The 26,982-nt window shown below is 71.2% G+C and carries 24 protein-coding genes, 2 tRNA genes and 2 pseudogenes; 17 read left to right on the top strand and 11 right to left on the bottom strand.

Translation table 11 applies throughout. The features are described from left to right. Positions 1 to 52: 52 nt before the first annotated feature. The 4 genes from yidC to rpmH form a co-directional block, all read right to left on the bottom strand. Positions 53 to 1,207, bottom strand: a complete 1,155-nt coding sequence (gene yidC / locus ACLE50_RS10455; protein WP_410943241.1) for a membrane protein insertase YidC — start codon at positions 1,205 to 1,207, stop codon at positions 53 to 55. Positions 1,208 to 1,276: 69 nt separating this feature from the next. Further along, positions 1,277 to 1,642, bottom strand: coding sequence for a membrane protein insertion efficiency factor YidD (gene yidD, locus ACLE50_RS10450; RefSeq protein WP_410943240.1), 366 nt, complete (start codon positions 1,640 to 1,642; stop codon positions 1,277 to 1,279). Beyond that, the gene (rnpA, locus tag ACLE50_RS10445) at positions 1,639 to 2,103 is read right to left on the bottom strand and encodes a ribonuclease P protein component (protein WP_410943239.1); all 465 of its coding nucleotides are present in this window, start codon (positions 2,101 to 2,103) and stop codon (positions 1,639 to 1,641) included. The genes yidD and rnpA overlap by 4 nt, the downstream gene beginning before the upstream one ends. Before the next feature lie 27 nt (positions 2,104 to 2,130). Beyond that, on the bottom strand, positions 2,131 to 2,268 hold the full coding sequence (gene rpmH, locus ACLE50_RS10440) for a 50S ribosomal protein L34 (protein ID WP_410943238.1): 138 nt from the start codon (positions 2,266 to 2,268) through the stop codon (positions 2,131 to 2,133). Between the two features lie 585 nt (positions 2,269 to 2,853). Between rpmH and dnaA the strand changes: the two genes are divergently transcribed. From dnaA to ACLE50_RS10375, 13 genes are all read left to right on the top strand, one after another. After that, complete coding sequence (gene dnaA / locus ACLE50_RS10435) at positions 2,854 to 4,596, top strand: chromosomal replication initiator protein DnaA (RefSeq protein ID WP_410943237.1); 1,743 nt, start codon at positions 2,854 to 2,856, stop codon at positions 4,594 to 4,596. Between the two features lie 1,017 nt (positions 4,597 to 5,613). After that, positions 5,614 to 6,771 carry a DNA polymerase III subunit beta gene (gene dnaN / locus ACLE50_RS10430; protein WP_410943236.1) on the top strand — a complete coding sequence of 386 codons (1,158 nt, stop codon included), beginning with the start codon at positions 5,614 to 5,616 and terminating at the stop codon, positions 6,769 to 6,771. Between the two features lie 163 nt (positions 6,772 to 6,934). Then, positions 6,935 to 7,855, top strand: coding sequence for a phosphogluconate dehydrogenase (NAD(+)-dependent, decarboxylating) (gnd, locus tag ACLE50_RS10425; RefSeq protein WP_410943267.1), 921 nt, complete (start codon positions 6,935 to 6,937; stop codon positions 7,853 to 7,855). Positions 7,856 to 7,862: 7 nt separating this feature from the next. Then, positions 7,863 to 9,080: a DNA replication/repair protein RecF gene (gene recF / locus ACLE50_RS10420; protein WP_410943235.1), complete on the top strand. Its 1,218-nt coding sequence runs from the start codon at positions 7,863 to 7,865 to the stop codon at positions 9,078 to 9,080. 74 nt (positions 9,081 to 9,154) lie between these two features. Then, a complete protein-coding gene (locus ACLE50_RS10415; protein WP_410943234.1) occupies positions 9,155 to 9,865 on the top strand; it encodes a DciA family protein in 711 nt (236 codons plus the stop codon). A 482-nt stretch (positions 9,866 to 10,347) separates the two neighbouring features. Next, the gene (gyrB, locus tag ACLE50_RS10410; RefSeq protein WP_410943233.1) at positions 10,348 to 12,432 is read left to right on the top strand and encodes a DNA topoisomerase (ATP-hydrolyzing) subunit B; all 2,085 of its coding nucleotides are present in this window, start codon (positions 10,348 to 10,350) and stop codon (positions 12,430 to 12,432) included. Between the two features lie 145 nt (positions 12,433 to 12,577). Further along, positions 12,578 to 16,351: an intein-containing DNA gyrase subunit A gene (gene gyrA / locus ACLE50_RS10405; RefSeq protein ID WP_410943232.1), complete on the top strand. Its 3,774-nt coding sequence runs from the start codon at positions 12,578 to 12,580 to the stop codon at positions 16,349 to 16,351. Between the two features lie 106 nt (positions 16,352 to 16,457). Next, on the top strand, positions 16,458 to 17,279 hold the full coding sequence (locus tag ACLE50_RS10400; protein WP_410943231.1) for a DUF3566 domain-containing protein: 822 nt from the start codon (positions 16,458 to 16,460) through the stop codon (positions 17,277 to 17,279). A 102-nt stretch (positions 17,280 to 17,381) separates the two neighbouring features. Continuing rightward, a tRNA-Ile gene (locus tag ACLE50_RS10395) sits at positions 17,382 to 17,455 on the top strand. A 37-nt stretch (positions 17,456 to 17,492) separates the two neighbouring features. Then, complete coding sequence (locus ACLE50_RS10390; protein WP_410943230.1) at positions 17,493 to 17,603, top strand: DLW-39 family protein; 111 nt, start codon at positions 17,493 to 17,495, stop codon at positions 17,601 to 17,603. Between the two features lie 37 nt (positions 17,604 to 17,640). Next, a tRNA-Ala gene (locus ACLE50_RS10385) sits at positions 17,641 to 17,713 on the top strand. A 115-nt stretch (positions 17,714 to 17,828) separates the two neighbouring features. Continuing rightward, positions 17,829 to 18,197: a hypothetical protein gene (locus ACLE50_RS10380; protein ID WP_410943229.1), complete on the top strand. Its 369-nt coding sequence runs from the start codon at positions 17,829 to 17,831 to the stop codon at positions 18,195 to 18,197. A 27-nt stretch (positions 18,198 to 18,224) separates the two neighbouring features. Continuing rightward, positions 18,225 to 18,623 carry a hypothetical protein gene (locus ACLE50_RS10375; protein WP_410943228.1) on the top strand — a complete coding sequence of 133 codons (399 nt, stop codon included), beginning with the start codon at positions 18,225 to 18,227 and terminating at the stop codon, positions 18,621 to 18,623. Here the strand turns inward: ACLE50_RS10375 and ACLE50_RS10370 are convergent. Beyond that, positions 18,620 to 18,745: a hypothetical protein gene (locus ACLE50_RS10370; RefSeq protein WP_410943227.1), complete on the bottom strand. Its 126-nt coding sequence runs from the start codon at positions 18,743 to 18,745 to the stop codon at positions 18,620 to 18,622. The two genes, ACLE50_RS10375 and ACLE50_RS10370, sit on opposite strands and share 4 nt — an antisense overlap. Before the next feature lie 187 nt (positions 18,746 to 18,932). On the opposite strand from ACLE50_RS10370, the gene ACLE50_RS10365 reads away from it, so the two are divergent. Then, a complete protein-coding gene (locus tag ACLE50_RS10365; RefSeq protein ID WP_410943226.1) occupies positions 18,933 to 19,220 on the top strand; it encodes a hypothetical protein in 288 nt (95 codons plus the stop codon). Here the strand turns inward: ACLE50_RS10365 and ACLE50_RS10360 are convergent, their stop codons facing one another. Continuing rightward, a complete protein-coding gene (locus tag ACLE50_RS10360; RefSeq protein ID WP_410943225.1) occupies positions 19,221 to 19,364 on the bottom strand; it encodes a hypothetical protein in 144 nt (47 codons plus the stop codon). A 194-nt stretch (positions 19,365 to 19,558) separates the two neighbouring features. Further along, positions 19,559 to 20,266 (bottom strand): annotated as a pseudogene (locus ACLE50_RS10355) (transposase family protein); the annotation flags it as partial. A gap of 134 nt (positions 20,267 to 20,400) precedes the next feature. On the opposite strand from ACLE50_RS10355, the pseudogene ACLE50_RS10350 reads away from it, so the two are divergent. Both ACLE50_RS10350 and ACLE50_RS10345 read left to right on the top strand, forming a co-directional pair. Next, positions 20,401 to 21,548, top strand: a pseudogene (locus tag ACLE50_RS10350) (IS1380 family transposase). A gap of 282 nt (positions 21,549 to 21,830) precedes the next feature. After that, complete coding sequence (locus ACLE50_RS10345; protein WP_410943224.1) at positions 21,831 to 22,049, top strand: helix-turn-helix domain-containing protein; 219 nt, start codon at positions 21,831 to 21,833, stop codon at positions 22,047 to 22,049. 25 nt (positions 22,050 to 22,074) lie between these two features. On the opposite strand, the gene ACLE50_RS10340 is transcribed toward ACLE50_RS10345, so the two are convergent. Next, on the bottom strand, positions 22,075 to 22,398 hold the full coding sequence (locus ACLE50_RS10340; RefSeq protein WP_410943223.1) for a hypothetical protein: 324 nt from the start codon (positions 22,396 to 22,398) through the stop codon (positions 22,075 to 22,077). A gap of 18 nt (positions 22,399 to 22,416) precedes the next feature. On the opposite strand from ACLE50_RS10340, the gene ACLE50_RS10335 reads away from it, so the two are divergent. After that, positions 22,417 to 23,010: an SDR family NAD(P)-dependent oxidoreductase gene (locus ACLE50_RS10335; RefSeq protein WP_410943222.1), complete on the top strand. Its 594-nt coding sequence runs from the start codon at positions 22,417 to 22,419 to the stop codon at positions 23,008 to 23,010. Between the two features lie 367 nt (positions 23,011 to 23,377). Here the strand turns inward: ACLE50_RS10335 and ACLE50_RS10330 are convergent, their stop codons facing one another. The 3 genes from ACLE50_RS10330 to ACLE50_RS10320 form a co-directional block, all read right to left on the bottom strand. Continuing rightward, positions 23,378 to 24,013 (bottom strand): alpha/beta hydrolase, encoded by a 636-nt coding sequence (locus tag ACLE50_RS10330; protein ID WP_410943221.1) that lies wholly within the window; start codon positions 24,011 to 24,013, stop codon positions 23,378 to 23,380. 73 nt (positions 24,014 to 24,086) lie between these two features. Continuing rightward, the gene (locus tag ACLE50_RS10325) at positions 24,087 to 25,040 is read right to left on the bottom strand and encodes an iron-siderophore ABC transporter substrate-binding protein (protein ID WP_410943220.1); all 954 of its coding nucleotides are present in this window, start codon (positions 25,038 to 25,040) and stop codon (positions 24,087 to 24,089) included. Positions 25,041 to 25,351: 311 nt separating this feature from the next. Then, complete coding sequence (locus ACLE50_RS10320; protein WP_410943219.1) at positions 25,352 to 26,806, bottom strand: alkaline phosphatase PhoX; 1,455 nt, start codon at positions 26,804 to 26,806, stop codon at positions 25,352 to 25,354. Between the last annotated feature and the right edge of the window lie 176 nt (positions 26,807 to 26,982).

Below are 26,982 nucleotides of genomic sequence, written 5' to 3'. Positions count from 1 at the left end.
GCGCCGGGCGCACGGGGTGGTGCTGGTGGTCCCGGGGGACCGGGTGGTGCCGTCAGCGGCGCTTGCCGCCGCCCTTCTTCTTGGAGCCCTGCGGACGGCGGTTCACCGGCTTCGCGCCGGGCTTCTTGGCGCCGGGCTTCGCGCCGTTCGTGGCCGACCCGTTCCGGCCCGCGCCGTTCCCGGACCCGTTCGAGCTGTTCACCGAGCCCGATCCGGAGTCGGGGGCGGAGTCGGCCGAGGCGCCGTCGGAGCCGGGGACCGGATCGTCGGCGATCTCCCGGATCTCCTCCTCGGCGTCCTTGGTGCTCTCGGCCGGGGCCTCGGTCTGCTTGCCGTCCTTACGGACCGGCTTCTGGCCCGGGCGCGGCGCGAGGTTCTTCGCCGACTCGACGGACTTCTCGCGCTGCCGGGCCTCTTCGACGTCGATCTTCTTGTAGACGTGGTGCTGCTGCCACAGGGTCCACAGGTTGTTGGACACCCAGTAGAAGAGGATCGCGAGCGGCAGGAACGGCGCACCGACCACGACGCCGATCGGGAACACGTAGAGCATCAGCTTCTGCATGATCTCGGCCTGCGGGTTCGCCGCAGCGGTCCCGGCCGCGATCTGTGCCTGCTGCCGGGCGACCGAGTGGCGCGCGGTGATGTGGGTGAACACGCCGGCCGCGATCATCAGCGGGATCATCACGATCCACTGGGAGACGTAGCTGCCGCCGAGCTGCTCGACGCCGGAGGTGTTCTGCAGCGGCCAGATCGCCGCGCCGAGCTTGGCGCCGAGGACGTTGGAGTCGACGAACGAGGCGTTCTCGGCGGCGTTGAAGACGTAGTTCTCGGTCTTGCCCGGCTTGAACTCCCGCAGCACGTGGAACAGGCCGATGAACACCGGCACCTGCACCAGGATCGGCAGGCAGCCCATGATCGGGTTGGCGCCGTTCTCCTGCTGGAGCTTCTGCATCTCCGTGGCGAGCTTCTGCCGGTCGTTGGCGTACTTCTTCCGGAGCTTCTGCATCTCCGGCGCCATCTCCTGCATCTTGCGCATGGAGCGGACCTGGCTCACGAAGGGCTTGTAGAGGATCAGCCGCAGCGTGAAGACGAGGAAGACCACCGACAGCGCCCAGGCGAACCCGTTGTTCTCACCCAGGACGAAGCCGAACACCTTGTGCCACACCCACATGATGAAGCTGACGGGGTAGTAGATGAAGTTCAGCACTGGTGCGTTGCTCCTCGGGGTCTCGGCGGTGTCCCGGAGGGCACCGGGCCGGCGGGTGGCCGGTACGTCCTAGAGGCCTTCGTTCGGGACGGGCTCGGTGGACGACCGGTCGGCGTGTGGGCGCCGCGGCGGGACCGGATCCGCACCGCCAGGGTGCCACGGCCCGCAGCGCAGCAGGCGCCATGCGGTGAGTGCGGTGCCGCGGACCAGACCGTGCACCGCGTAGGCGTCGACGGCGTAGGCACTGCAGCTGGGCTGGAAGCGGCACGCGGGCAGCGTGGCGCTGGAGATCCAGCGCTGGTACCAGCGGACGGCGGCGATCGCGCCCCGCGCGCCTGCGGACAGGTCCGGACGGGTGTCCGGCGGCAGCCCGTCGGCGCGCGCGGGCACGTGCGCGGTGGAGGTGCGGGCACCCCGGCTGGACGACGTGGTCACCGGTCACCGTCCACGTCGCGGTGCTCCGGTGCCTTCTGCGACGCCTGCTGTGCCTTCTGTCCCGACGCCTTCTGCCCCGACGCCTTCTGCGCAGAGCGCGGCCTGCGGGCCGACCGCAGCGCGGAGTCCAGGTCGCGGCCCAGCTCGGCCGACGACGCGGTCCCCGCGGGCGGCAGCGCGCGCACGACGAGGTCGGCCCCCGCGGGCAGCTCGCCGAGCCGGTCCAGGACCAGGTGCCGCAGTCGCCGGGTCACCCGGTGCCGCACGACCGCGTTGCCGACGGCCTTGCTCACGACGAAACCCGCCCTCGGCGTGGCGTGCTCGGGCACACCGCCGGGGCGGGTCGTGTCGGTGTTCAGCTTCAGGTGGACCACCAGGCTCGCGCGGCCGGCGCGGCGACCGCGCCGGATCGTCGAGGCGAACTCGGGCCGGCGGGTGAGCCGGGCGTGGGCCGGCAGCACGGCGCGGGCCGTCCGGGTGGCCGGCCGTCAGGCCGAGAGGGCGCCGCGCCCCTTGCGGCGGCGCGCGGCGAGGATGCCGCGGCCGGCGCGGGTGCGCATGCGCAGCCGGAAACCGTGCGTCTTGGCCCGGCGGCGGTTGTTCGGCTGGAAAGTACGCTTGCTCACGGTCGGCTCTCCTGGTCGGCTGCTCGCAGGTGACCAGCGATGTCGGTCGCGGCGGTCTTCTGCGTCGTGCTTGGCGGTCGCGCACAGGCGTGCACGAGGTTCGTACGTCCACCGGTCGCGCCCGGCCCCGGCGGCACGCCCCTCGGGGGGCACGCGCACGGAGCCTCGGCGTCGGACGGGCGGCACGCCCTCCCGACCAGTGTCCGGCAGTCAAGGGTACGCAGCGCGTTTCCGGAGGGTCAAACCGCCCCCACGGCCCCGCCTCCCGACGATCATGGACCGTGCTGCTAGCGTCCCGATCCCGCTCGGCGACCGAGGCGGCGCGAGCAGCTCGCTCCCGCCCGTCGAGCCCCGAGAAGACGGCCCGCCTGCACCGGCGGTGCCACGCAGACTGACCACCGACCGCCCCGCCGCGCGCCGGGCGGCGACGCCTGCGTACCTTTACGCACACGTGTGGACAACTCTGGGGATGCGTCGCGCCCGGGGCCGCACCGACCGTACGGCGCCGGGGCTGCGGGGATCGCGGCTCGTGGCGGCGACGACGCAGGGACGAGGCAGACACGTGACGGCGGAGGGGGACCGCGGATGACCGACCAGCCGGGCGACCTCGGCAAGGTCTGGAACCGGGTCATCGCCGACCTGTCGGGCGCCTCCGCCGAGTCCGGTACCGCCACCCTCTCCCCGCAGCAGCGTGCCTTCCTCCGGCTGACCCGCCCGCTGGGCCTGCTCGACGGCACCGCGCTGCTCGCCGCGCCGAGCGAGTTCGCCAAGGACGCGATCGAGCGGATCCTGCGAATCCCGATCAGCGACGCGCTGGGCCGGCACCTGGGTGTGTCGGTCAACCTGGCCGTGGTCGTCGACGCCTCGGCCGCCTCCGGCGGAACCGAGGTCCCCGACCCGCCGGGCTTCGGCCTGCCCCGCGCCTCCGCCGGGGAGAGCGCCCGGGACACCGGCGACGGCCGTGCCCTGGCCACCGTCGGCGGCGAGTACGACGACTCCGGTGCCGCCCCCGCCGAGGACGGCGGCTTCTCCCTCGACGGCGTCACCACGTCCGCCGGGGACGGTGCCGCGCAGAACGGCACCGACGACGACCGCGGCCGGGACACCACCGGCGAGGTGACGACGGCCGGGGACGAGCCGGCACGCACCGGGACCAACGGCGAGCGCCCGCCGGCCCCGGCACCCTCCGGTGGCTGGGCGCCGCTGCCCGAGAACTCCGGGCGCGACTCCGGTGGCACCGCGTGGCCTGCCTACACCGCGCCGCAGGCCGGGGACCCGGTCGCGCCGCGGTCGCAGACCCGGCTCAACGAGCGCTACACCTTCGACACGTTCGTCATCGGGGCGTCGAACCGGTTCAGCCACGCGGCCGCGGTCGCGGTCGCCGAGGCCCCGGCCCGGGCGTACAACCCGCTGTTCATCTGGGGCGAGTCCGGGCTGGGCAAGACCCACCTGCTGCACGCCGTCGGGCACTACGCCCAGCGGCTGTTCCCGGGGATGCGCGTGCGGTACGTCAGTACCGAGGAGTTCACGAACGACTTCATCAACTCCCTGCGCGACGACCGCAAGGTCGCCTTCCAGCGCCGGTACCGCGACGTCGACGTGCTGCTCGTGGACGACATCCAGTTCCTGGAGGGCAAGGAGGGGACCCAGGAGGAGTTCTTCCACACCTTCAACACCCTCCACAACGCGAACAAGCAGATCGTCGTCTCCTCCGACCGGCCGCCCAAGCGCCTCGAGACCCTCGAGGACCGGATGCGGACGCGGTTCGAGTGGGGCCTGATCACCGACATCCAGCCGCCCGAGCTGGAGACGCGCATCGCGATCCTGCGCAAGAAGGCCGCGCAGGACCGGCTCGCCGTCCCCGGTGAGGTCCTGGAGTTCATCGCCGAGCGCATCGAGCGCAACATCCGCGAGCTCGAGGGCGCGCTGATCCGGGTCACGGCGTTCGCGTCGCTGAACCGGCAGGCCGTCGACACCCAGCTCGCCGAGATCGTGCTGCGCGACCTCATCCCGGACTCGGCGGCCTCGGAGATCACCGCGCCGACGATCATGGCGGTGACGGCCGAGTTCTTCGGCGTCACGCTCGACGACCTGTCCGGGCCCGGCAAGACCAAGGCGCTCGCCCAGGCCCGTCAGATCTCCATGTACCTGTGCCGCGAGCTGACCGACCTCTCCCTGCCCCGGATCGGCCAGACGTTCGGCGGGCGCGACCACACCACGGTCATGCACGCCGACAAGAAGATCCGAAACGAGATCTCGCTGCGACGCAAGACCTTCGAGCAGGTCCAGGAGCTCACGGCCCGGATCAAGCTCCGCGCCCGGCACTGACCCGCCCACCGGCGCCCCGGCGGCCCCGGTCCTGCTGCATCCGCCCTGCGCACAGCACCCGTACGTCCGCAGCCCGGCCACGGACCGGGCCATCGCTCGCACCGGGACCGGTCCGCAGCACCCATCGGGACAGCGGCTCTCAGATCGCCTGTGCGGCGTCGGAACGACGCCCCCGGGGTGATCGGTACCCCGGAAACGTCCCGGTCCGATGAGCCGATACACCCGCGCCGGCCACCGGAGCCGGTACCGATCGGGGCCGGCGTGGCGCCGTGGGCGTGTCGCTCCCACCCCTCCCGCTCGTCGTCCGGTAGTGGGCGTTGGGCGCACAGCAACTGCGGCACCTGATCGTCATCGGCCTGGTGATCGTCACTCTCCGTCGAGATCGATGTGACGGTTGTGGCGGATGTGAGTTCTTCGGGCGATGCCGGCGGGTCTCCGGCGTGGCGTCGGTCATCACCCTCGGTCCACGATCCACCACGCTTCCACCCACATCTGGGGACAACTCTGTGGATGGACCGCGCAGAGCCCGTGGACGGATCGCCCCGAATCAGTGGACAACTCGCGGGTGACACCGGGATGGATCGGGGACGAACGGCCGTCGACGGCGTCGGTCCACCGCTCCACAGACCTGTCAACGGGTGGGACCACCCTCGCGTCCCCACTCGACGCGGCCTGCTGACCAGCACGGACACGATCCATCCACACTGTGCACAGGACCTATGACTGTTGCTGTTGTTCTCTCTCTAGAAGTTCTCTTGAAAAACAAGGCTGTGGAGACGGTCCGGGACGACACCCGTCCGGGCACTCCGGGTAGCGCCGATCGTGGACGGGGTCCGCGTGGAAACTGTCGGGGCGACGCTCTACCGTGAGCGTCCCGGCGAACCCGCCGATCCGCTCTCGTGGCGACCGTCGACCCGACGGCCCGCCGCGGACCGGATCCGGGCCGCCCGGTCCACCACCGTCCCGTCGGGGCACCGGCCACCGCCGGTCCTCCGCCGCTACCGGGGAAGGTCCTTGATGAAGTTCCGGGTCGAACGCGACGTCCTCGCGGACGCTGCTGCCTGGGTGGCGCGCAGCCTCCCGGCGCGTCCGCCGGTACCCGTCCTCGGCGGTGTGCTGATCCAGTCCGACGGAGACGAGGGCGCCGAGCGGCTGACCGTCTCCGGCTTCGACTACGAGACCTCGGCCCGCGTCGAGCTCGACGCGACCGTCGGCGAACCGGGCCGGATGCTCGTCTCGGGCCGGCTGCTCGCCGACATCACCCGGGCCCTGCCGTCCAAGCCGGTCGACCTGGTCGTCGACGGGGCCCGCGCCACGATCAACTGCGGCAACAGCCGGTTCAGCCTCCCGACCATGCCGGTCGAGGACTACCCGCAGCTGCCGGAGATGCCGCAGAAGGCCGGCTCGGTCTCCGCCGACGCGCTGGCCGCCGCGGTCGCCCAGGTCGCCGTCGCCTCCGGGCGCGACGACACGCTCCCGATGCTGACCGGCATCCGGCTGGAGATCGAGGGTTCGCAGCTCACACTCGCCGCGACCGACCGGTTCCGCCTCGCCGTCCGCGAGCTCGAGTGGGTCCCGGAGGACCCGTCGATCTCGACGGCGGTGCTGATCCCCGCCAAGACCCTCGCCGAGGTCGCCAAGACCCTGTCCGGCTCGGGCACCGTCGACATCGCGCTCTCCGCAGGCGACGGCATGCTCGGCCTGACCGGCGGCGGTCGCCGCTCGACCAGCCGCCTGCTCGACGCGGAGTTCCCCCGGTTCCGCCAGCTCATCCCGGCCGAGCACACCACCGCCGCCGAGCTCGAGGTCGCGACGCTGGTCGAGGCGATCAAACGCGTCTCGCTGGTCGCCGACCGCGTCGCCCAGATCCGGATGGAGTTCGGCGAGGACGGGCTGCGCCTGGCCGCCGGCGGCGACGACGTCGGGTCCGCGGAGGAGGAGCTCCCCTGCGCGCTGGACGGCAACCCGCTGACCATCGCGTTCAACCCGGGGTACCTGCTCGACGCGCTGGGGGCGCTGAACACCCAGCGCACCCAGCTCACGTTCACCACCCCGAACCGGCCCGCGCTGGTCCGTCCGGTCCCGCCGCCGGCCACCGACGACGCGGCCGAGGCCACCCCGCCGGAGAAGTCCGGCTACCTGCACCTGCTGATGCCGGTCCGGCTGCCGGGCTGACCCGGCCGCACTCCGCCGTCGGAGGGATCCCCGGACCCCAGCGAGCGGACCCGGCCGGAGAGAGGAAGACTCTCCGCCGGTTGTGATCCACGAGGGTCGCGGCCCGGTCTCCGGACGGGCCGCGACCGGCCGACTCGAGAGGGCGAACGCAGTGCAGATCGGAATGATCGGCCTGGGCCGCATGGGCGGCAACATGGCGGAGCGGCTGCGGGCCGCGGGACACGAGGTCGTCGGGTTCGACCCGCGGCCGGATGTGGGCGACGTCGGGTCGCTGCAGGAGCTGGTCGCGGCACTCGACGCGCCGCGCACGCTGTGGGTGATGGTTCCCTCCGGTGAGCCCACCCGGAACACCGTCGCCTCGCTGGCGACGCTGCTCGACTCCGGTGACCTGGTCATCGACGGCGGGAACTCCCGCTACACCGACGACAAGCCGAACGCCGAGCTGCTCGCCGAGCGTGGGATCGGCTACCTCGACTGCGGCGTGTCCGGCGGCGTCTGGGGCCGGGAGAACGGCTACGGCCTGATGGTCGGCGGCACCGACGAGCACGTCGAGCAGGCGATGCCGGTGTTCGACGCGCTGCGCCCGGACGGTCCGCGCGAGGAGGGCTTCGCGCACGCCGGCCCGGTCGGTGCAGGTCACTTCGCGAAGATGGTCCACAACGGCATCGAGTACGGCCTCATGCAGGCCTACGCCGAGGGCTTCGAGCTCATGCAGGCCAGCGAGCTCATCACCAACGTTCCCGGCGTGGTCGAGGCCTGGTCGCGCGGCACCGTCGTGCGGTCCTGGCTGCTGGACCTGCTGGTCAACGCGCTGAAGGAGGACCCGACCCTCGACGAGCTCGAGGGCTGGGTGGACGACTCCGGTGAGGGCCGCTGGACGATCGAGGAAGCCATCGACCACGCGGTGCCGCTGCCGGTCATCTCGGCGGCGCTGTTCGCACGGTTCTCCTCCCGCCAGGACGAGTCCCCGGCGATGAAGGCCGTCGCGGCGCTGCGCGCACAGTTCGGCGGGCATGCGGTGAAGTCCTCGGGCCCGGCAGGCGGACCGGGCGAGAAGGCCGGCCCCGACGGATCCGGAGGCTGACCGGCCGGTGTACCTGAAGCGGTTCTCCGTCACCGACTTCCGGTCCTGGCCGTCGGCCGAGCTGGAGCTCGAGCCCGGAGTGACCGTGCTGGTCGGGTCCAACGGCGCCGGGAAGACCAACCTGGTCGAGGGCATCGGCTACCTGGCGTCCCTCGGGTCGCACCGGGTGTCCTCGGACGCGCCGCTGATCCGCCGCGGTGCGGAGCAGGCGCTGCTGCGCGGCGAGGTGCACCACCAGGGGCGGATGCTCGGTGTCGAGCTGGAGATCAACTCCGGACGCCCGAACCGGGCCCGGGTGAACCGCTCACCGGTGAGCCGGCCGCGCGACGTGCTGGGGATCCTGCGCAGCGTGCTGTTCGCGCCGGAGGACCTCGCGCTGGTGCGTGGCGACCCGTCGGAGCGCCGGAAGTTCCTCGACGAGCTGCTGGTGGCGCGCTACCCGCGGTTCGCGGGTGTCCGCGCGGACTACGACAAGGTGCTCCGCCAGCGGTCGGCGCTGCTCAAGAGCGCGAAGCCGGCGTTGCGGTCCGGCTCGCGCGGCCGCCGCCCCGCGTCCGGCAGCGGCGACGAGGACCTGCCCGACGACCTCGCGACACTCGAGATCTGGGACGGGCACCTCGCCCGGACCGGGGCCGCGCTGCTCGCCGGTCGCCGGGAGCTGGTCGTCGCGCTCGCGCCGTACGCCCGGGAGGCGTTCGCCGAGATCGCGCCGTCGTCGGACCCGATCGGGCTCGACTACCGCTCCAGCCTCGGGACGACCGGGGTGGCGGAGCTGCCCACGACCGCCGGCGAGCTGGAGGAGCGCCTGCTCACCCGGCTCGCCGAGGTCCGCAGGCAGGAGATCGAGCGCGGGGTGTGCCTGGTCGGCCCGCACCGCGACGAGCTGGACCTCGCCCTCGGCGACGGTCCGGCCAAGGGCTACGCCAGCCACGGCGAGTCCTGGGCGTTCGCGCTCGCGCTGCGGCTGGCGTCCTACCGGCTCCTGCAGGCCGACGACGTCGAGCCGGTGCTGGTGCTCGACGACGTGTTCGCCGAGCTCGACGCCACCCGCAGGCGCGCGCTGGCGAAGCTGGTCGCCGGGGCCGAGCAGGTGCTGGTGACCGCGGCGGTCGGCGAGGACGTCCCGCCCGAGCTCGACGGTGTGCGCTACGCCGTCGGCGAGGGGCGTGCGCGGCGCGAGGGCACCCCGGAGATCACCCCGGAGATCACCGAGGAGGCCGGGTGACGGGGCGGTGACCGGGCCGTCGATGCAGGTCGTAGCACATCTCGTCCACATCACGACGAGCTGGGGACAAGGCTGTGGATACTGTGGATAACCAGGGTTCGAACTCCGGCGACCGACGCCGGAACGCCCGGAACCCGCGGGCAGGAGGGTCGTCGGCGCGCGGCCGCGGCCGGCCGCCTGGGGACGGACGGCCGCAGGGCGTCGATCACGGCGCGGTCACGGGCGGCGGGGTCCCGGGGGACCAGGGCAGCCTGCTCGACGGCGAGAAGGCGGGCCTGCGCGGAGCCGACCTGGCCCGCGACGCGCTGCGTGCCGCCCGGGAGTCCAGTGCGCGCAAGGCCGAGGAACGCGCCGAGGAGCAGCGCCCCAAGCTGCGGGTGGTGTCCGGCAAGGGCCGGCGTCGCCGCTGGTCGTCGGCCGGTCCGGACGACCGGGACCCGCAGCCGCTGGGCCGGCTGGCCTCGCGGATCTCGATGGACCGCGGCTGGTCGTCGCGGCTCACCGACGCCACCGTGCTCGGCCGCTGGCCGCAGCTGGTCGGCTCCGACATCGCCGACCACTGCACCCCGATGTCGCTGCGCGACGGCGAGCTGACCCTGCAGGCCGAGTCGACGGCGTGGGCGACCCAGCTGCGCACCCTGCAGCGCCAGCTGCTGACCCGCCTCGCGGCGGCCGTCGGGCCGGACGTCGTGCGCCGGATCCGGGTGGTCGGGCCCAGCGGTCCGAGCTGGCGGCACGGCCCGCGACACGTCCGCGGCCGCGGCCCGCGTGACACCTACGGCTGACCGGCCGGCGTTTGCGCAGGTCACGGCGTCGTCCCGGGACTGCGCAGCGACCACGACCGGTGCGACACGCCGAGTGACGATCCGCTGTACCGAGCGCTCCCACCAGCGCAGACGGGCCGTCCGCACTCGCTGGACGCCCCGGATCCCGGCACGGGTGAGGGGCGCGGCACGGGGGAGCGCGGCCCTCTCCGCCCCGGTGAGCGCGTCATGACAGCGCCGCCGCCCCGCTCACCACCGCCGGGGTACGTCCGGTCCCGCACCGGACGCCGTTCGCCCGTCTGTGGCGATTCTGGGCGGGTCCTGGCCGGTTTTCTGTCAGGGCCGACAGGTAGACTCCTCGCAGTGTTCCCGGGTGGCTCCCCGCGCGCGTTCGACCGCGTACGGCAGGAGCGCCCGGTCGGTGGAACCGGACCGGTGGCCGTCGCGCAGCAGCGCGCCGCGGCGCCGGGCCCGGTTCACGTGGCGAGGAGAACCAGCAGCTCGTGGCTCAGGACAAGGCAGCGCAGAAGAACGCCTACGGCGCGTCCTCCATCACGGTCCTCAAGGGCCTGGAGGCGGTCCGCAAGCGGCCCGGCATGTACATCGGTTCCACCGGAGAGCGGGGCCTGCACCACCTGATCTGGGAGGTGGTGGACAACTCGGTCGACGAGGCGATGGCCGGCCACGCCTCCAAGGTCGTGGTGACCCTGCAGCCCGACGGCGGCGTCCGCGTCGAGGACGACGGGCGCGGTATCCCGGTCGAGATGCACCCGGTGGAGAAGAAGCCGACCCTCGAGGTCGTCCTCACCAGCCTGCACGCGGGCGGCAAGTTCGACGACAAGTCCTACGCCGTCTCCGGCGGTCTGCACGGCGTCGGCGTCTCGGTGGTCAACGCACTGTCCACCGCGCTCGACGTGGAGGTCCACGTCGACGGCGCGATCTGGAAGCAGCACTACGACCGCGCCAAGCCCGGCGAACTCGTCCAGGCCGGCACCACGAAGAAGTCCGACACCGGCACGACCATCGTCTTCTGGCCGGACCCGACGATCTTCGAGACGACGTCGTTCACGCTCGAGACGATCCGCCGCCGCCTGCAGGAGCAGTCGTTCCTGAACAAGGGCCTCACCATGGTCCTGCGCGACGAGCGGCTCCCGGAGAAGCCCGCGGCCGAGCTGCCCGGCACCGACGGGGTCGACGAGGACGGGAACCCGGTCGAGCCGGCCGTCCCGGCGGTCGACACCACCGCCGACGCCGACACCGAGCCCGACGCCGAGGGCTACGTCGCGAAGGTCAAGGAGTACGTCTTCCACTACCCGAACGGGCTGGAGGACTTCGTCGCGCACCTGAACAAGTCCAAGGACCCGATCCACCGCAAGATCGTCAGCTACACCGGCGAGGGCCCCGGCCACCAGGTCGAGGTCGCGGCGCAGTGGAACTCCGGCTACTCCGAGTCGGTCTACACCTTCGCGAACACGATCAACACCCACGAGGGCGGCACGCACGAGGAGGGCTTCCGGCACGCGCTCACCGCGACGGTCAACCGGTACGCCCGGGACAAGAAGCTCATCAAGGAGAAGGACCCGGCGCTGTCCGGCGACGACATCCGCGAGGGCCTCGCCGCGATCGTGTCGGTGAAGATCTCCGAGCCGCAGTTCGAGGGCCAGACCAAGACCAAGCTCGGCAACACCGAGGTCAAGTCGTTCGTCCAGCGCGTGTCGAACGAGTGGCTCGCCGACTGGTTCGAGCGCAACCCCACCGAGGCCAAGACGATCGTCAACAAGGCGGTCTCATCGGCGCAGGCCCGCATGGCCGCACGCCGGGCCCGGGAGCTGGTGCGCCGCAAGAGCGCCGCCGACATCGGCGGGCTGCCGGGCAAGCTGGCCGACTGCCGGTCGACCGACCCGGAGAAGACCGAGCTCTACATCGTGGAGGGTGACTCCGCGGGCGGGTCGGCCAAGTCCGGCCGCGACTCGATGATCCAGGCGATCCTGCCCATCCGCGGCAAGATCATCAACGTCGAGAAGGCCCGGATCGACCGCGTCCTCAAGAACAACGAGGTCCAGTCGATCATCACCGCGATGGGCACCGGCATCCACGACGACTTCGACATCACCAAGCTGCGCTACAACAAGCTGGTGCTGATGGCCGACGCCGACGTCGACGGCCAGCACATCCGGACGCTGCTGCTCACGCTGCTGTTCCGGTTCATGCGCCCGCTGGTCGAGCACGGGCACGTCTACCTGGCGGCGCCCCCGCTCTACAAGATCAAGTGGGGTGGCCGCGGCAGCGAGCCGGAGTACGCCTACTCCGACGCCGAGCGCGACGGGCTGATCGCCGCCGGCCGCGCGGCGGGCAAGAAGCTGCCTCGTGACGAGGGGGTCCAGCGCTACAAGGGTCTCGGCGAGATGGACCCGAAGGAGCTGTGGGAGACCACCATGGACCCGTCGAACCGGCTGCTGTGGAAGGTCAGCCTGGACGACGCCGCCACCGCGGACGAGCTGTTCTCGGTCCTCATGGGCGAGGACGTCGAGTCCCGCCGCTCGTTCATCACCCGTAACGCCAAGGACGTTCGCTTCCTGGACGTCTGAGGCCCGGCGGTCGAGGGCCGAAGCTGTAGCCGAGGCCCGGCGGTCGAGGGCCGAAGCTGTAGCCGAGGCCCGGCGGCCCACAGCACCCACCCCGTTCCGCATCAGCTGATCCGGACGGACGTACGAACACTCACGAGGAGACTTCGTGACGGACACGATCGATCCCTCCGTCCCCACCGCGGGTGGCGGGGAGGACGGCGGCGGCCGGGTAGAGCCGGTCGACATCCAGCAGGAGATGCAGCGCTCCTACATCGACTACGCGATGAGCGTGATCGTCGGACGCGCCCTGCCGCTGGTGGAGGACGGGCTCAAGCCGGTGCACCGCCGCGTCCTGTACTCGATGGGGGAGAACGGGTTCCGTCCCGACCGGTCCCCGGTCAAGTGCGCCCGCGTCGTCGGCGACGTCATGGGCAACTACCACCCGCACGGTGACTCGGCGATCTACGACGCCCTGGTGCGGATGGCCCAGCCCTGGTCGATGCGCTACCCGCTGATCAGCGGGCAGGGCAACTTCGGCTCCCGCGGCAACGACCCGGCCGCGGCCATGCGGTACTGCGTCGTCGGGGAGACCCGGATCCGGCTGGCCGACGGCTCGTCGCCCCGGATGGACGCGATCGTGCCGGACGCCCGGCCGCAGTCGGACAACCCGATCGACCTGAAGGTCGCCGACCGCAGCGGCGACCCGGTGCGCGCCGAGATGCTGTTCCACTCGGGCACGCACCCGACCCTGCGGATGACCACGGCCGAGGGCTACGAGCTCACCGGCACGCACAACCACCCGGTGCTCTGCCTGGTCGACGTCGCCGGCGTCCCGACGCTGCTGTGGAAGCTGCTCTCCGAGCTCCGGCCCGGTGACCGGGTGGCCCTGCAGCGTGTCGCGCACGCCGAGACCGGCTTCTGGGACACGACCGAGGCCATGGCGTCGTTCCTGCTCGGGGCCTTCGTGAGCGAAGGCTTCGTCTCGCAGGACCGCGCCGGTTTCAACAACGTCGACCGCGAGTTCTTCGACCTGGTGCTTGCCGCCTACGACCACGTCGTCGGCGGCCGGCGGTACGTCGGCACGCGGACCATCGCCTCCGGGTCCGAGCTCCACGAGCTGGACGTGCAGGACCTCACGGCGCTGCGGTCGAGCGTGCTCGGCCAGGTCACCGGCCGCTCGGCGGCCAAGCACGTGCCGGAGTCGGTCTGGTCCGGCACCCCGGCCGCGAAGCGGTTCTTCCTGCAGGCGCTGTTCGCCGGTGACGGGTCGTGCTCGGCGCTGCCGCGCAACACCGTGCAGCTGTCGTACTCGACGCGCAGCGATCGGCTCGCCCGTGAGGTCCAGCAGCTGCTGCTGGAGTTCGGTGTCGTCTCGCGGCGCTACACCCACGCGACCGGCGAGCACAAGGTCGTCGTGACCAACAAGCGGGACGCCCGGTTGTTCCGCGACCGGATCGGCTTCCTGGGCGTGAAGCAGGCGAAGCTGACCGAGATCCTGGGCGACGACACGGTGCGCAGCAGCGCGATGAGCACCGACCACGTTCCCGGGCTGGCCGCGTTCCTCCGCACCCACGGCGCGACCGACGAAGCCGACCGGACCTGGCTGCGCAAGCACAACATCGACCGGATCGAGCGCTGGGAACAGCGCTCGGACGAGATCCTGGCGCACATCGACGATCCGGACGCGCGGGCGATCGCCCAGGAGCTGGCCGGTGGCCGCTTCTACTTCGCCCCGGTCGAGACGGTCGAGGACGCGGGCGAGCAGGACGTCTTCAGTGTCCGGGTCGACACCGACGACCACTCGTTCGTCACCGATGGCGTCGTCAGCCACAACACCGAGTGCCGCCTGTCGCCGCTGGCCATGGCCATGCTGCAGGACATCGAGGAAGAGACCGTCGACTTCGTCGACAACTACGACGGCAAGACCCTCGAGCCGGTCGTCCTGCCCTCGCGGGTGCCGAACCTGCTGATCAACGGCAGCTCCGGCATCGCGGTCGGCATGGCGACGAACATCCCGCCGCACAACCTGCGCGAGGTCGGCGCCGGCGTCACCTGGTTCCTGGAGAACCCCGACGCCACCGACGACGAGCTCCTCGAGGCGCTGATGGAGCGCATCAAGGGGCCGGACTTCCCGACCCACGCCCTCATCGTCGGGCGCGAGGGGATCGAGTCGGCCTACCGGACCGGGCGCGGCTCGATCCGGACCCGCTCGGTCGTCGAGGTCGAGGAGGACTCCAAGGGGCGCACCACCCTGGTGGTCACCGAGCTGCCCTACATGGTGAACCCGGACAACCTCATCGAGTCGATCGCGCACCTGGTGCGGGACGGCAAGATCGCCGGGATCTCCGAGATCGTCGACGAGTCCTCCGACCGGATCGGCATGCGGATCGTCGTCACGCTCAAGCGCGACGCCGTGGCCAAGGTCGTTCTGAACAACCTGTACAAGCACACGCAGCTGCAGCACAGCTTCGGCGTGAACATGCTGTCGATCGTCGACGGGGTCCCGCGCACGCTGCGGCTCGACCAGATGATCCGGCACTACGTCCGGCACCAGATCGACGTCATCGTCCGGCGGACCCGGTTCCGGCTGCGCAAGGCCGAGGAGCGGGCCCACATCCTGCGCGGTCTGGTCAAGGCGCTCGACGCGCTCGACGAGGTCATCGCGCTGATCCGGGGGTCGGCCACGGTCGACGTCGCCCGGGCCGGCCTGATCGACCTGCTCGACGTCGACGACATCCAGGCCCAGGCGATCCTGGACATGCAGCTCCGCAGGCTCGCCGCGCTGGAGCGTCAGAAGATCGTCGACGAGCTGGCCGAGCTCGAGGAGTACATCGCCGACCTCAACGACATCCTGGAGCGCCCCGAGCGGCAGCGCCAGATCGTCCGCGACGAGCTCAACGAGATCGTCGAGAAGCACGGCGACGACCGGCGGACCCGGATCATCGGCGACGACGGCGAGGTCACCGACGAGGACCTCATCGCGGTCGAGGACGTCGTCGTCACGATCACCCGCGGCGGCTACGCCAAGCGCACCAAGACCGACCTGTACCGCGCCCAGAAGCGCGGCGGGAAGGGCGTGCAGGGCGCGCAGCTGAAGCAGGACGACATCGTCAACCACTTCTTCGTCTGCTCCACGCACGACTGGATGCTGTTCTTCACGAACAAGGGCCGGGTCTACCGGCTCAAGGCCTACGAGCTGCCCGAGGCGAGCCGTACGGCCCGTGGCCAGCACCTGGCGAACCTCCTGGCGCTGCAGCCGGACGAGGAGATCGCCCAGGTCATGCAGATCAAGGACTACAACGCCCGGCCGTATCTCGTCCTCGCGACGCGAAATGGTCTGGTCAAGAAGTCCAAGCTGTCGGACTTCGACTCCAACCGCTCCGGTGGCCTGATCGGCATCAACCTGCGCGACGACGACGAGCTGGTCGGCGCCGTGCTCTGCTCCGCCGACGACGACCTGCTCCTGGTCTCGGCCGAGGGGCAGTCGATCCGCTTCACCGCCGCCGACGACGCACTGCGCCCGATGGGCCGCGCGACCTCCGGTGTGCTGGGGATGCGCTTCAACTCCGGCGACCAGCTCCTGGCCCTCGGTGTGATCCGTCCGGACACCTACCTGCTGGTCGCGACCACGGGTGGCTACGCGAAGCGGACACCGATCGAGGACTACCCGGTGCAGGGTCGTGGCGGAAAGGGAGTGTTGACCCTCCAGTACGACCGTCGGCGTGGCACGCTGGTCGGTGCACTCATCGTCGGCATCGACGACGAGCTGTACGCGATCACCTCCACGGGCGGAGTCATCCGGACCTCCGCACGCGAGGTGCGGAAGGCCGGCCGGCAGACGAAGGGAGTCCGCCTGATGAACCTGGGCGAGAGCTCCACGCTGCTGGCGGTGGCCCGCAACGCGGAGGAGACCGAGGAGGACCCGGGCCAGCAGGCGTAGGCCCTCCGCGGGTGGCCGGTTCCGGTGGACCGGTTGCCCGCGGGAGCCGGCACGGCCCGGATCGTCCGTCCGCCAGAGCGACGAACAGCGAGGAGAGCTCCAGCTCGTGAGCACCGACGACCGCACCCCGTCGACGGACGAGGGCCGCACCGTCGCCACCGAGGCCGAGCAGGCCGGCGGACCGGCTGCGGGCACCTCGGAGCCCCGGGACCCGTCCGGCCGGCCCAGTCCCGTGCCGCGCAACGGCGCCGCGCCGCCCCCCGAGGAGCACCCGGACCAGCAGCAGGGCGGTGGCGCCTCGCCGCCGCCGTGGCGGCGGGTACCGGACCGGCACGGCGACGGCGGCGACCACCACCCCACGGTGGCGGACTCGCTGCTGAGTGACGCGCCGACGGCGTTCCTCGACGGCCCCGACCGGTCGGGCGGCAAGGCGGGCGCTGCGGCCGGGGCCGCCGGCGGTGCGGCCGCCGGTGCCGGTGGGGCGGCTGCCGCACGCGACCGGGACGACCGCTCGTCGGGCCGGGACTCGGGCAAGGACTCGCCGAGGGCATCGGTCCGGAACCGGCCGCCGCGCCAGGCGCTGCTGCAGCTCAAGCGGCTCGACCCGTGGTCGGTCCTGAAGATGGCGCTGGCGCTGTCGGTCGTGCTGCTGCTGGTCTGGATGGTCGCCGCGGGCGTGCTCTACGGCGTCCTCGGCGGCATGGGCGTCTGGGACCGGCTGAACGGCACCTACGCCGACCTCGTGACCGGGCAGCAGGAGATGGGCGGATCGCTGATCAGCGCCGGCCGCGTGTTCCTGCTCGCCTTCGTCGTCGGCCTGATCAACAGCCTGCTCTTCGCCGTCGCCATGACGATCATGGCGTTCGTCTACAACGTCACCGCCGACCTCGTCGGCGGCGTCGAGGTCACGCTCTCCGAGCGGGACTGAGCACCACACACGCGTCGTCGCACCGCACGGGTTCGAGCAGGTCGGCGGGACCCCCCGCCGTAACCCGCTCGACCCCGTGCGGTAGTGTTCTCCCTGCTGCACGGGCCTATAGCTCAGTTGGTTAGAGCGCATCGCTGATAACGATGAGGTCGCTGGTTCAAATCCAGCTAGGCCCACACTTTCTCCCTCCGAAGTCCTCGTGAGGAGCTCTCGATGAAGAAGCTGATCGTCCTCGCCGCAGTCGCTGCGGCCGCGTACGTGGGCTGGTCCCGCTTCCGCGACGTGGGCTCCGAGGACCTCTGGCACGAGGCCACCACCCGCTGATCCCGGTGCCCCGGGTATCGTGGGCGTGCACCATCCCGGGGACGTAGCTCAATTGGCAGAGCACCGCCTTTGCAAGGCGGGGGTTAGGGGTTCGATTCCCCTCGTCTCCACCCCTCTGACCACCGGAAACGCTGGTCTCTGTCGCTCGCTTTCAAGGCTCTGGCACTGACGGTGGCAATGAACCGTCGCTGAGCATGACGTGGCCCGCACCCAGCGCTGCACGGGATGCTCACCGACGAGCAGCGCGCCCGCGTCGCCGCCGAGGACGGCACCGGCGCCCTGACCCGCATCCTGCGCCGCGCCGAGCTCGCCGGCCACGACCCGGACCGGGTCCTCGACGACGCCGTCGAGCGGGGTTCGCTGACCGGGGCCCGCAACGTGTGCAACGTGCTGTACTCGCGGATCCGCGACACCCACCGGTTCGACCCGGTCGGCGACACGTGGGCCGACTGGACCCCGCGCACCGACGACGCGGAGTGGAATACCTACCTCGCCCACCTCGCTCACGCCGCCGACGACCGCGACGCCGCCGCGCAGGCGCCGCAGTGGGCGACCGCAGCGTTCGGCGACGTCCCCACCGACCTGGTCGAGTAGTCCGAGTGGAAGCGCACCGTCGGCCGTGTGGCGGCCTACCGCGAGCTACGTGGTCACGACGACCCGGCCGAGGCGCTGGGGCCGGTACCGAAGCCCGGCCAGGTCGAGGAGTTCGCGGCCTACCGGGCCGCGTGGCGGGCACTCGGGCGCCCGGAGATCGACCGGGAACACCTGGAGCTGTCCAATGGCCAGCTCCGCATGCGCATCCGCGCCTACGAGCGCGAGCTCGCCGCGGCGCCGCGCTACGTGGCGAACGAACTCGCCGGCACCCGCCAGTCCGCCGCCGAGCACCACCAGGCCGCGGCCCTGCAGCGCGCCGAGGCCGCGACCGCCGCGGACGAGGAGCAGCGGGAGCGTCTCGCCGCGGCCGCGGAGCAGTCCGGCCGGTTCGGTGAGCTGCTCGACCAGCGGGCCGAACAGCTCTAGCAGGTCGACCACGCCCGCACCACCTGGCTGGCCCACACCAGCCAGACCCGCGTCCAGGCGGAGCTGTCGAAGGCTGAGCTCTGCGCCCGCGACGCCGACGACGACCCCGACGAGCGCGTCACGGCCGCGGAGTGGAAGGCCGCCCACGATGCGGCCCTGGCCGCGGACGAGCCGCACCGCGAGGTCACCGAGGACGATGTCGACCGCGACGACCACGCCGGCCAGGGGTGCGACGCCGTCGACCCCGACGACGGATTCGAGGTTGATCACGCCACGGCCGAGGTCGACGACGTTGCGGAGGTCGACGAGGTGGCGGAGGTGGAGGACGTCGCCGAGACCGGGCACCGCGACCTCCGTGAGGTCGCCGACGAGCAGCCGGCCCCGGTGCTGGAGGACGTCGTCCGGGTCCCAGACGCTGAGGAGACCGCGGACAGCGTCGAGCACGCCGGACGCGTGCTCGACGAGATCCTCTACCGCGGCACCGTCGACGACGCCGAGGAGACCGACCACCGCGCCGAAGAACTCAACCGGTGGCACGACGACCAGGACGCCGTCGCCGAACACGAGACAGCTGGATGGGACGACAGCGAGGACTGATCAGGCGCGCGGAGCGGACCAGGCGGTCGGCTCCCCGTCCAGCGGCGGCGGCCCGTCGTGCTGCCACGACCACCGCAGCGTCGCGACGATGCCCTCACACCAGCCCGGCTGCTTCTCCAGCAGCCACGGCTGACGCTCGGCCATGCTCCGCTGCCTGGTACTCGGCCTCGATCGACTCCTCGCCCGCACGCAGCTGCTCGCCCGCACGCAGCTGCCGGTCGGTGCACGGCGAGCGGGCCGGATACGGCCGGCCCCAGCTCGGGACACGGGTGGCCCCGGCCAACCACATGCACGTGACGACCACGGCGGCGGTGTACCAGTCACCCGCACCGCGCTCAGTTCTTGAGCTCGGCGTTGACCCGCTCGCCCGGCCCGCGGCGGCGGGCGTGGGCTTCGTTGACATCCTTCTGGAACCGGGAGAGCTTCCGGTAGCGGCCGGTGTCGGGGTCCTTGCGTCGCCGTCGCTGCGGGACCGCGACGGTCGGCCCCGCACCCTGGTAGGCGGTGTCGGCCGCGGCGGGGATCTCGTGGGCGGTCAGGGCTTCGATGATGCCGTGCTCGCGGGCGGCGCCCATGTCGTGCCGCGCCCCGGGCAGCGGTGGTGAAATCCATACCAGGCGACCGATCGGGTCCGCGATGACCTGCACGTTCAACCCGTGGGCCTTGTGCTTACCGCTGTAGAACGCCCGGTCGTAGCCCGAGGCCATCCCGACCCGGTCGATCCGCAGCAGGGTGCCGTCGAGGATCACGAACGCCTTGCGCTTCGCGACCTCGACCGCCTGCTCCAGCGACGGCGCTTTCGCCGCGAGCAACTCGAGCCCCTCGCGGACGTAGCGGTACACCGTGGAGGTGCCGACCCCGAACCCACAGGCCAGCTCGGCGTAGGTGTCGTCCTTGCGCAGATGCGCCACCACGAGCAGGGCCTGGCGGCCGGCGGGTAGCTTGCGCCACCGGGTCTCTCGCTCGTTGCGGCGTCCACGCAGCAGGTCGGCGAGCAGCTTGAGCGCGCGGCTGGACATGGTCATCCCGGACGGGTAGGACAACACTTCGAAGCTCCTGGTTGGACGGTCTGGTCTCAGCAACCGCTCGTCTACCAGGAGCTTCACCCATTCGAGGTCACGCCACGCCGCACCCGCCCTGACCTGCCCGTCCAGCAGGTTGGCAAAGGCTCACTTTCCAGGTGCAGGCTACATCGACCCGCCCGAAGATCATCGTGTCCGCCGACGGGGACCGGGTGGTGTCCCACGTCGGGTCCCGGCTGGTGGCCGAGGTCTCGGACCGGACGACGCTGACCGGTGAGGTGTCGCAGGTGGTAGCGCGGTTGCGGCGCCCGCGCACCCGCCGCGACCTGGGCCAGACGCTGGTGATCGATCTGGACGCGACGACCGTGATCGCGCACTCGGACAAGGAGCAGGCCGCGCCGACGTTCAAGGGCACCTTCGGCTAGCACCCGATGCTCGCGTTCTGCGACAACACCGGCGAGTTCCTAGCCGCGACGCTGCGGCGCGGCAGCGCCGGCGCGAACACCGCCGCCGATCACATCAGCGTCTTCGACCAAGCCTTGGCCCAAGTTCCCGACGCCCACCGTCACGGGCACCCGATCCTGGTCCGCGCCGACACCGCCGGCTGCACCCACGCGTTCCTCGCGCACCTGCGTTCGCTGCGGAACGGTCGGTGAGCTGCGAGTTCTCCGTCGGGTGGGCGATCACCGACCGCGAACGCGCCGCCATCGGTGCGCTCGGGGACGGGATCTGGACCGCCGCGATCGACGCTGACGGCGAACCCCGCGACGGCGCCGCGGTCGCCGAGCTCACCGGGCTGCTTCCCGCCGCGTCGCTGGCCGGCTACCCCGAGGGGACGCGGGTGATCGTGCGCCGCGAACGCCCACACCCCGCCGCGCAACTCGATCTGATGGAGACTTGCGACGGGTGGCGCTCCACCTGCTTCGCCACCGACACCCCGGTCGGGTAGCTCGCCTTCCTCGACGCCCGCCACCGCGCGCACGCCTGGGTCGAGAACCGCATCCGCACCGGCAAGGACACCGGACTCGGGCACTTCCCGTCCCGACAGTTCGCCATCAACGCAGCCTGGCTCACCGCGGTGATGCTCGCGGTCGACCTGCTGGCCTGGACCCAGCACCTGCTGCTCGACGACGAACTGTGCCGGGCTGAACCCAAGACCGTGCGCTACCGGCTGCTGCACACTGCCGCACGCCTCGTCCAAAGTGGACGCCGGTGCTTCGTTCGGATCCAGCGCACCCGAACCTGGGCCGGCGACCTCGCCGCCGCCTTCCACAGGCTCGCCGCCCTGCCCGTCCCCGCCGGCTGACCCGGCCACTTCGACCCGACGGACCCACGGAGCACCCGGCAGAACCGCACGCCGGTGACTCCCGCACGGCCATCACACGCGATCCGCTCAAGCACGCCGATTCAAGATCAATCAGCAGCTCCGTGAATGACCGGGGCTAGATGTGCTGTCCGGGCGCGTTGGCGATGGCCCGGCATGCGATCAACGATCTTGAAATGGGTGAGGGCCTCCGGTGTCAGATTTCAGGACATGCGCATAGCGTGTCGCAGGACATCCGCATAGCCGTGGTGACCACTGTGCTCGATGTCGAAAGCCCGGCTGGTGATCACCGCGGTTGTCCTCGAGGGTCGGTCGCAGAGTGAGGTCGCCCGCGCCTACGGGGTCTCCCAGTCGTGGATCAGCCGGCTGGTCGCTCGTTACCGCGTCGAGGCGTGCAAGGCGGTCGGGATCGGGCGCAACCTCGGGGTCAACGGGAACACTCTCGACCGCTGGACCTACTGTCTGACTAGCCGTCCTGACTGACTCGCCGTCGGAGCCGGGCCACCGGTCAGGTAGTGAAGGTGTTGTAGAGAGTCCACGTCGGTTCAGCCGATGAGGCCGGGTTTCCGTTGGATGAGCAGTGGTAGCTACCCGGGTTGTTGACCTCGTACTGATGGGCGGCCTTGTCGCAGGACGCCTTGTCCTGGAAAGTCGCGACGTACGTCCACTTCGTGTCAGCGTGAGCGACACCGAACGGCACAGCCGCGCCGACGACGAGGGCCAGTCCTCCGACGACCGCTGCGCGCCACCGGGTGGACAGACGACGACGCTCGGGCGTGCTGGCACCGGTGAGCTGCGTGTCGGTCGCTGCTGGAGTGCTCTGGATATCCATGCTGGTCCTCCTCCGGACGTGATCGAGACGGACCCCACCTTGCAGGACGATTTCGGGAGACCTCCCGAGCTCGCCTTGGCCACGCCCGGTGCGATGCGAGCGGCAGCCCCCGTTACCTTCTTGATCAAGCTCGGTGAAAGCTTGGGGTGGGTGGACGTGAAGGTCGTCGTCACCGGCGGGGGCAACGAACTCGGGGAGGCGATCGCCCGCAGGATGAGCAGGATGAGTTGCGAGGGCGCGTCGGTGGCCGTGCTCGACCGTGATCCGCGCGGCAAGACCATCGCGGACTTCTTGGCAGCGGTCGCAGGTGGGGCTGCCGTCTTCCACCAGGTCGACGTGACCGACGAGGCGGAGGTGTCGGCGGCGTTCGATGCCCTAGTCGATGAGTGCGGATCCATCACCACCCTGGTCAACAACGCCGGCTGCGGTTCACCGGTCGACACGGTCGGATCACGGCGTCGATGCAACAAGGGAGCAGGGGCAGCTCGCCTGGGCGAAGCCGGAGCTCAGGGTGTGGTGTCTGCTTCAGACGGAATGACACTGACGATGGCAATGAGCGGCCACCGTGTTCCGACATCACAGACACCGCATCCACGTGCCAGACTGCGCTGACCAGCGAAATGCAACGCAGCTCACACGATCCGTCCCTTTACAAGGCGGGGGTTAGGGTTCGATTCCCCTCGTCTCCACCAGCAGAAACACCGCGTGTCACTCCCCGTCCCGGTTGTCCTGGGGCGCATCCGGGGCACCCTCACCGCCCCGATCGCGGCAGCCTCGCCCCAGCGCAGTCCTGTTCGCACCGGCAACCGGATCAGCGCGCTGTAGTTCCCGCACACGTCGGCGAGCGCCGTGACCTGCACATGGTCGAGATGCTGCGGTGCCGCGACAGCCCCGGCCGAGAGGGCGGCACCCCCTCGGCCGGACTGCGAGGCAGCGGCCCGTCCTCGACCACCCGGCCGAGGATCTACGGGGTCCGCTGTCAGAGCACCTCTGCGAGCCAGGCCCGCGCGTCGACCATCATCTCGATCGTCTGGCTGTGTGCCATGTCGTAGGAGTAGTGGCTCACGTCCCACCCGCCGGCCTCGAGCTCGGCGATCACCTCGCGGGGCTGGTCGGGGCCGATGACCGGGTCCTTGGTACCCCACTGGAACAGCGCCGGACGGCCGTCTCCGCCGGACAGGTCGATGTCCAGGCCCAGCGTGCTCGGCGGGCCGGAACAGATGGCCCACACACCCGCGTAACGGGGCGCGTCCGCCTTGCCGGCCAGGGCGAGCGCCAGGTAGCCGCCCTGACTGAACCCGGCGAGGACGCAGCGCTCGGGCGGGACGCCCGCCTTCTCGGCCTCCTCGGCGATGAACGAGTCGAGTGCCGTGAGCGCCGGCGCGACGCCCGAGAGATCGTGTTCGAAGGTCTCGGTGTCCAGCGGCCACCATCCGGCGCCGTCGCCGTCGGGCATCGTCAGCGGCCCTCGAGGGGCGATGGCGGTGAACCGTTCATCCGGGTCGACCAGGGGGACGTACGAGGCGAGGTGATGCTGCTCGGCGGTGTATCCGTGCATGAGGAAGAGCAGGCGATCGACACCGTCGCGCTCGATCCGGTACTGCGTCAGCGACATGACAACGATGATCGCAGGGACGTCGGCGAGGTGCCGGTCGAACCGCTCATCGCGCCCACGCGGAGAAGCGCGGCTATCGCGCCAGCGCCGGCACCACCTGCTGCAGACCGTAGGGAATGCTGAGGACGGAGTTGAACGCCATCGCCGCTCCGGACGACGGTGCCGGGCTGAACGGCAGGAACAACGCGCGGCCCTCCCGGGCCACCCGTAGCCGGCTGAACAGCGGGTTCGCACGCACCTTCGCCTCGGTCGGGTCACCGGGGTCGATCAGGAGGACCAGCCGATCCACCTCGAGCAGGTCCAGACGCTCGGTGCTGAGCTGCGCGACGTCCCCGCCGGCCTCGAGCTGCCGGACGATCGGCGCGACGGTGAAGCCCAGCCCCTCGAGGAACTGGAGTTTGGGATCGGCCGCTCCGAACACGGCCCACTCCCCGGTCGCCGCCGGTTCGACGACGGCGACGGTCTTTCCCGCCCACTCCGGATGCGCCTGCCGCGCCGCAGTGACCTGCGCGTTCACGTCGTCGACGAGTTTCTGGGCCTGCGGCTGCCGGCCGAGGCTGCGTCCGGCCATGTCGGTCTGCACCGTCCAGGGAGCGGCGAAGTCGGCGAACCCGACCGGCTGCGCGACCGTCGGCGCGATGCGGGTCAGCGCCTCGTAGCTCGCCTGTGTCATCCCTGAGTAGAGGCCGATGATCAGGTCCGGGTGCAGGGACGCGATCTTCTCGAGCTGGTACTCGTCGCGCTCCCCGACGATCGCCGGGACCGTGCCGTTCCACAGCGCCTTCTCCCACGGCCAGCTCCCGTAGGGCCGCTCGCCGAAGAAGTCGACCACACCGACCGGGGCCACACCGAGTGCCAGAACGGGCTCCTGGTCGGTGTAGCCGACGGTCACGACCCGCTGGGCCTGCGCAGGCACCGTGGTCGTCCCGTACTTGTGCTGGACCGGCGCAGCGGACTGCTCCTCGTTCCCCGATGCGGCGGACGGCTCGCCGCCCGAGCACGCGGTCAGACCGAGCAGCGCCGCCACGGACAGGCCTCCGGTGACGAACGTCCGGCGGCTGACCCCGGACCGCGTGTCCCGCCCAGCAGTTCCCGACCCTGCAGACAACGGCTTCCCCCCGGAACGATGACTGCGACGGTAATGAGGTTAGGCATACCTGGTAACGCCGTCTACTCCCTGCGCAGGCCTCGGTACGAGGGGGCCGGCCTGTACGGCGCCTCTTCTACGCGAGGTCACCGAGCGGCGACGAGCGGGTCGTCCTGTCCGCTCTGGTCGGGCATGACGCAGTGCTCGCCTGCTCGTCGCCGCGGGCAACCGGGTCCGGCTCCGGGTGCGGCTCAGCCGCGGGTGGAACGCCAGGGACCGGTGATCGCGAGCACGTGGCCCGGGCTCTGGATGCCGGCGAACAGGAACGCGCGGTCCGGGCTGAAGTTCGGACCGGTGAACTCGCTGCCGTTGAGGTCGTTGCGGGCCATCGTGTACGGCCGTCCGGCGCCGTCCACCCCGAGCAGGTGCTGGACTCCCTCGCCGTCCTCGGCGACCACGACGCCGCCATAGGGCGACACGGTGATGTTGTCCGGGCCGTCGTAGTTCGAGCCGTCCTGGTCCGGGGTGGTGTTGACCGGGAAGATCACCTTCAGGGTGATCGTCTGCTTCGCGGGGTCGTAGAACCAGATCTGGCCGTCGTGGGGGTGCACGCTGCCGTCGTCGAGCCGGGCGTAGCTGGCGACGATGTAGGCGCCGCCGTCGCCCCACCAGGCGCCCTCGAACTTGCGGCTGCGGGTGATCCGGTCCTCAGGCAGCTGCTTGCGGGTCGAGACGCTCGCGGCCAGCCGGTCCGGGACGTCGGACCACTCGACCCGGTAGGTCGTGCCGACCTTCGTCGCCTCCGAGAGGTCGCGCACGTGCCGGCCGTCGCACGTCGCACGCATGGCCTGGAACGTTCCGGCGGTGCTGCCGCCGGGGGCCTCGGCGATCGCCTTGAGCGCCCACGTGGCGCCGTGGAAACCCTTCGGCGGGATCCAGCGGTAGAGCAGGCCGTTCGGGCCCGCCGCGTCCTCGGTGAGGTAGATCGTGTGGTTCCGCGGGTCGACCGCGACGGCCTCGTGGGAGAAACGACCCAGCATCTTCAGCGGGACGGGGCTGTTGCCGGGGTTCTCCGCTCCGCGCGGGCTGACCTCGAACACGAACCCGTGGTCCTTGGTCAGGCCGGACGTGCCTGCCTTCGCCTCGGTCTCCTCGCAGCTCAGCCAGGTCCCCCACGGGGTGACGCCGCCGGCGCAGTTGTTGTGCGTCCCGGCGACGCTGACGTACTCGCCGATCCGCGTGCCGTCGCGTCCGACGTCGACGTTCGTGGTGCCGCCGCCACCCGCCGGGTCGTAGGTGAGGCCGGGACGATTCGGGACCCGGTGCGGTTCGTCGCCGCCGATCTCGTGGTTGTTGACCAGGGTGTAGCCGTTGCGCGGGCCCGGGAAGCAGGCCGTGCCGTCGGTGTCGCTGGGGGTCGGCTCGCCGCCGTCGGTCAGCCTCGTCACCCCCGCCTCGGCCACGACGGTGTACCGGAAGCCGCGCGGCAGGGCGAGCAGCTTGCGCGGGTCGGCGACCACCGGCCCGTAGCCGGCGGCCGGCGACGGGTCGGCGAACGCCTCGGGGGAGGCGAGGGTGCCGACGGTCCCGGAGAGACCGATGCCGAGGCCGGCCAGCGCGGACGCGCGGAGCAGGGAGCGCCGGGAGAGCCCGTCGGTGTCGGTGTGGTTCGTACCGGCGTGGTGGGAATCGTGCAGAGAGGTCATGCGTGCCTCATTCGCGTGGTGGGAGAGGCTCACCCCAGAGGACCTCGGGTAACGGAGGGTGACGATCACTCGACGAGACGATCAACATCTGCGTTCCACCCCGGCCTGTCGTCCCACATCACGGCCGGTACGGGACATGATCGGCGGGTTGCGTTGCCGTGTACCCGTCACCTCGA

This window comes from Pseudonocardia phyllosphaerae (assembly GCF_046546475.1).
GTDB classification, from domain to species: domain Bacteria; phylum Actinomycetota; class Actinomycetes; order Mycobacteriales; family Pseudonocardiaceae; genus Pseudonocardia; species Pseudonocardia phyllosphaerae.
Note: the sequence above shows the minus strand (reverse complement) of the source record. Positions and strands in the feature narration are given on the sequence as shown.

Coding starts and splice junctions, on each gene's coding strand:
- dnaA (WP_410943237.1), top strand. CDS start 2,854: ATGACCGACCAGCCGGGCGACCTCGGCAAGGTCTGGAACCGGGTCATC.
- dnaN (WP_410943236.1), top strand. CDS start 5,614: ATGAAGTTCCGGGTCGAACGCGACGTCCTCGCGGACGCTGCTGCCTGG.
- gnd (WP_410943267.1), top strand. CDS start 6,935: ATGATCGGCCTGGGCCGCATGGGCGGCAACATGGCGGAGCGGCTGCGG.
- ACLE50_RS10390 (WP_410943230.1), top strand. CDS start 17,493: ATGAAGAAGCTGATCGTCCTCGCCGCAGTCGCTGCGGCCGCGTACGTG.
- ACLE50_RS10380 (WP_410943229.1), top strand. CDS start 17,829: ATGCTCACCGACGAGCAGCGCGCCCGCGTCGCCGCCGAGGACGGCACC.
- ACLE50_RS10360 (WP_410943225.1), bottom strand. CDS start 19,364: ATGGCCGAGCGTCAGCCGTGGCTGCTGGAGAAGCAGCCGGGCTGGTGT.
- ACLE50_RS10345 (WP_410943224.1), top strand. CDS start 21,831: ATGTCGAAAGCCCGGCTGGTGATCACCGCGGTTGTCCTCGAGGGTCGG.
- ACLE50_RS10340 (WP_410943223.1), bottom strand. CDS start 22,398: ATGGATATCCAGAGCACTCCAGCAGCGACCGACACGCAGCTCACCGGT.
- ACLE50_RS10330 (WP_410943221.1), bottom strand. CDS start 24,013: ATGTCGCTGACGCAGTACCGGATCGAGCGCGACGGTGTCGATCGCCTG.
- ACLE50_RS10320 (WP_410943219.1), bottom strand. CDS start 26,806: ATGACCTCTCTGCACGATTCCCACCACGCCGGTACGAACCACACCGAC.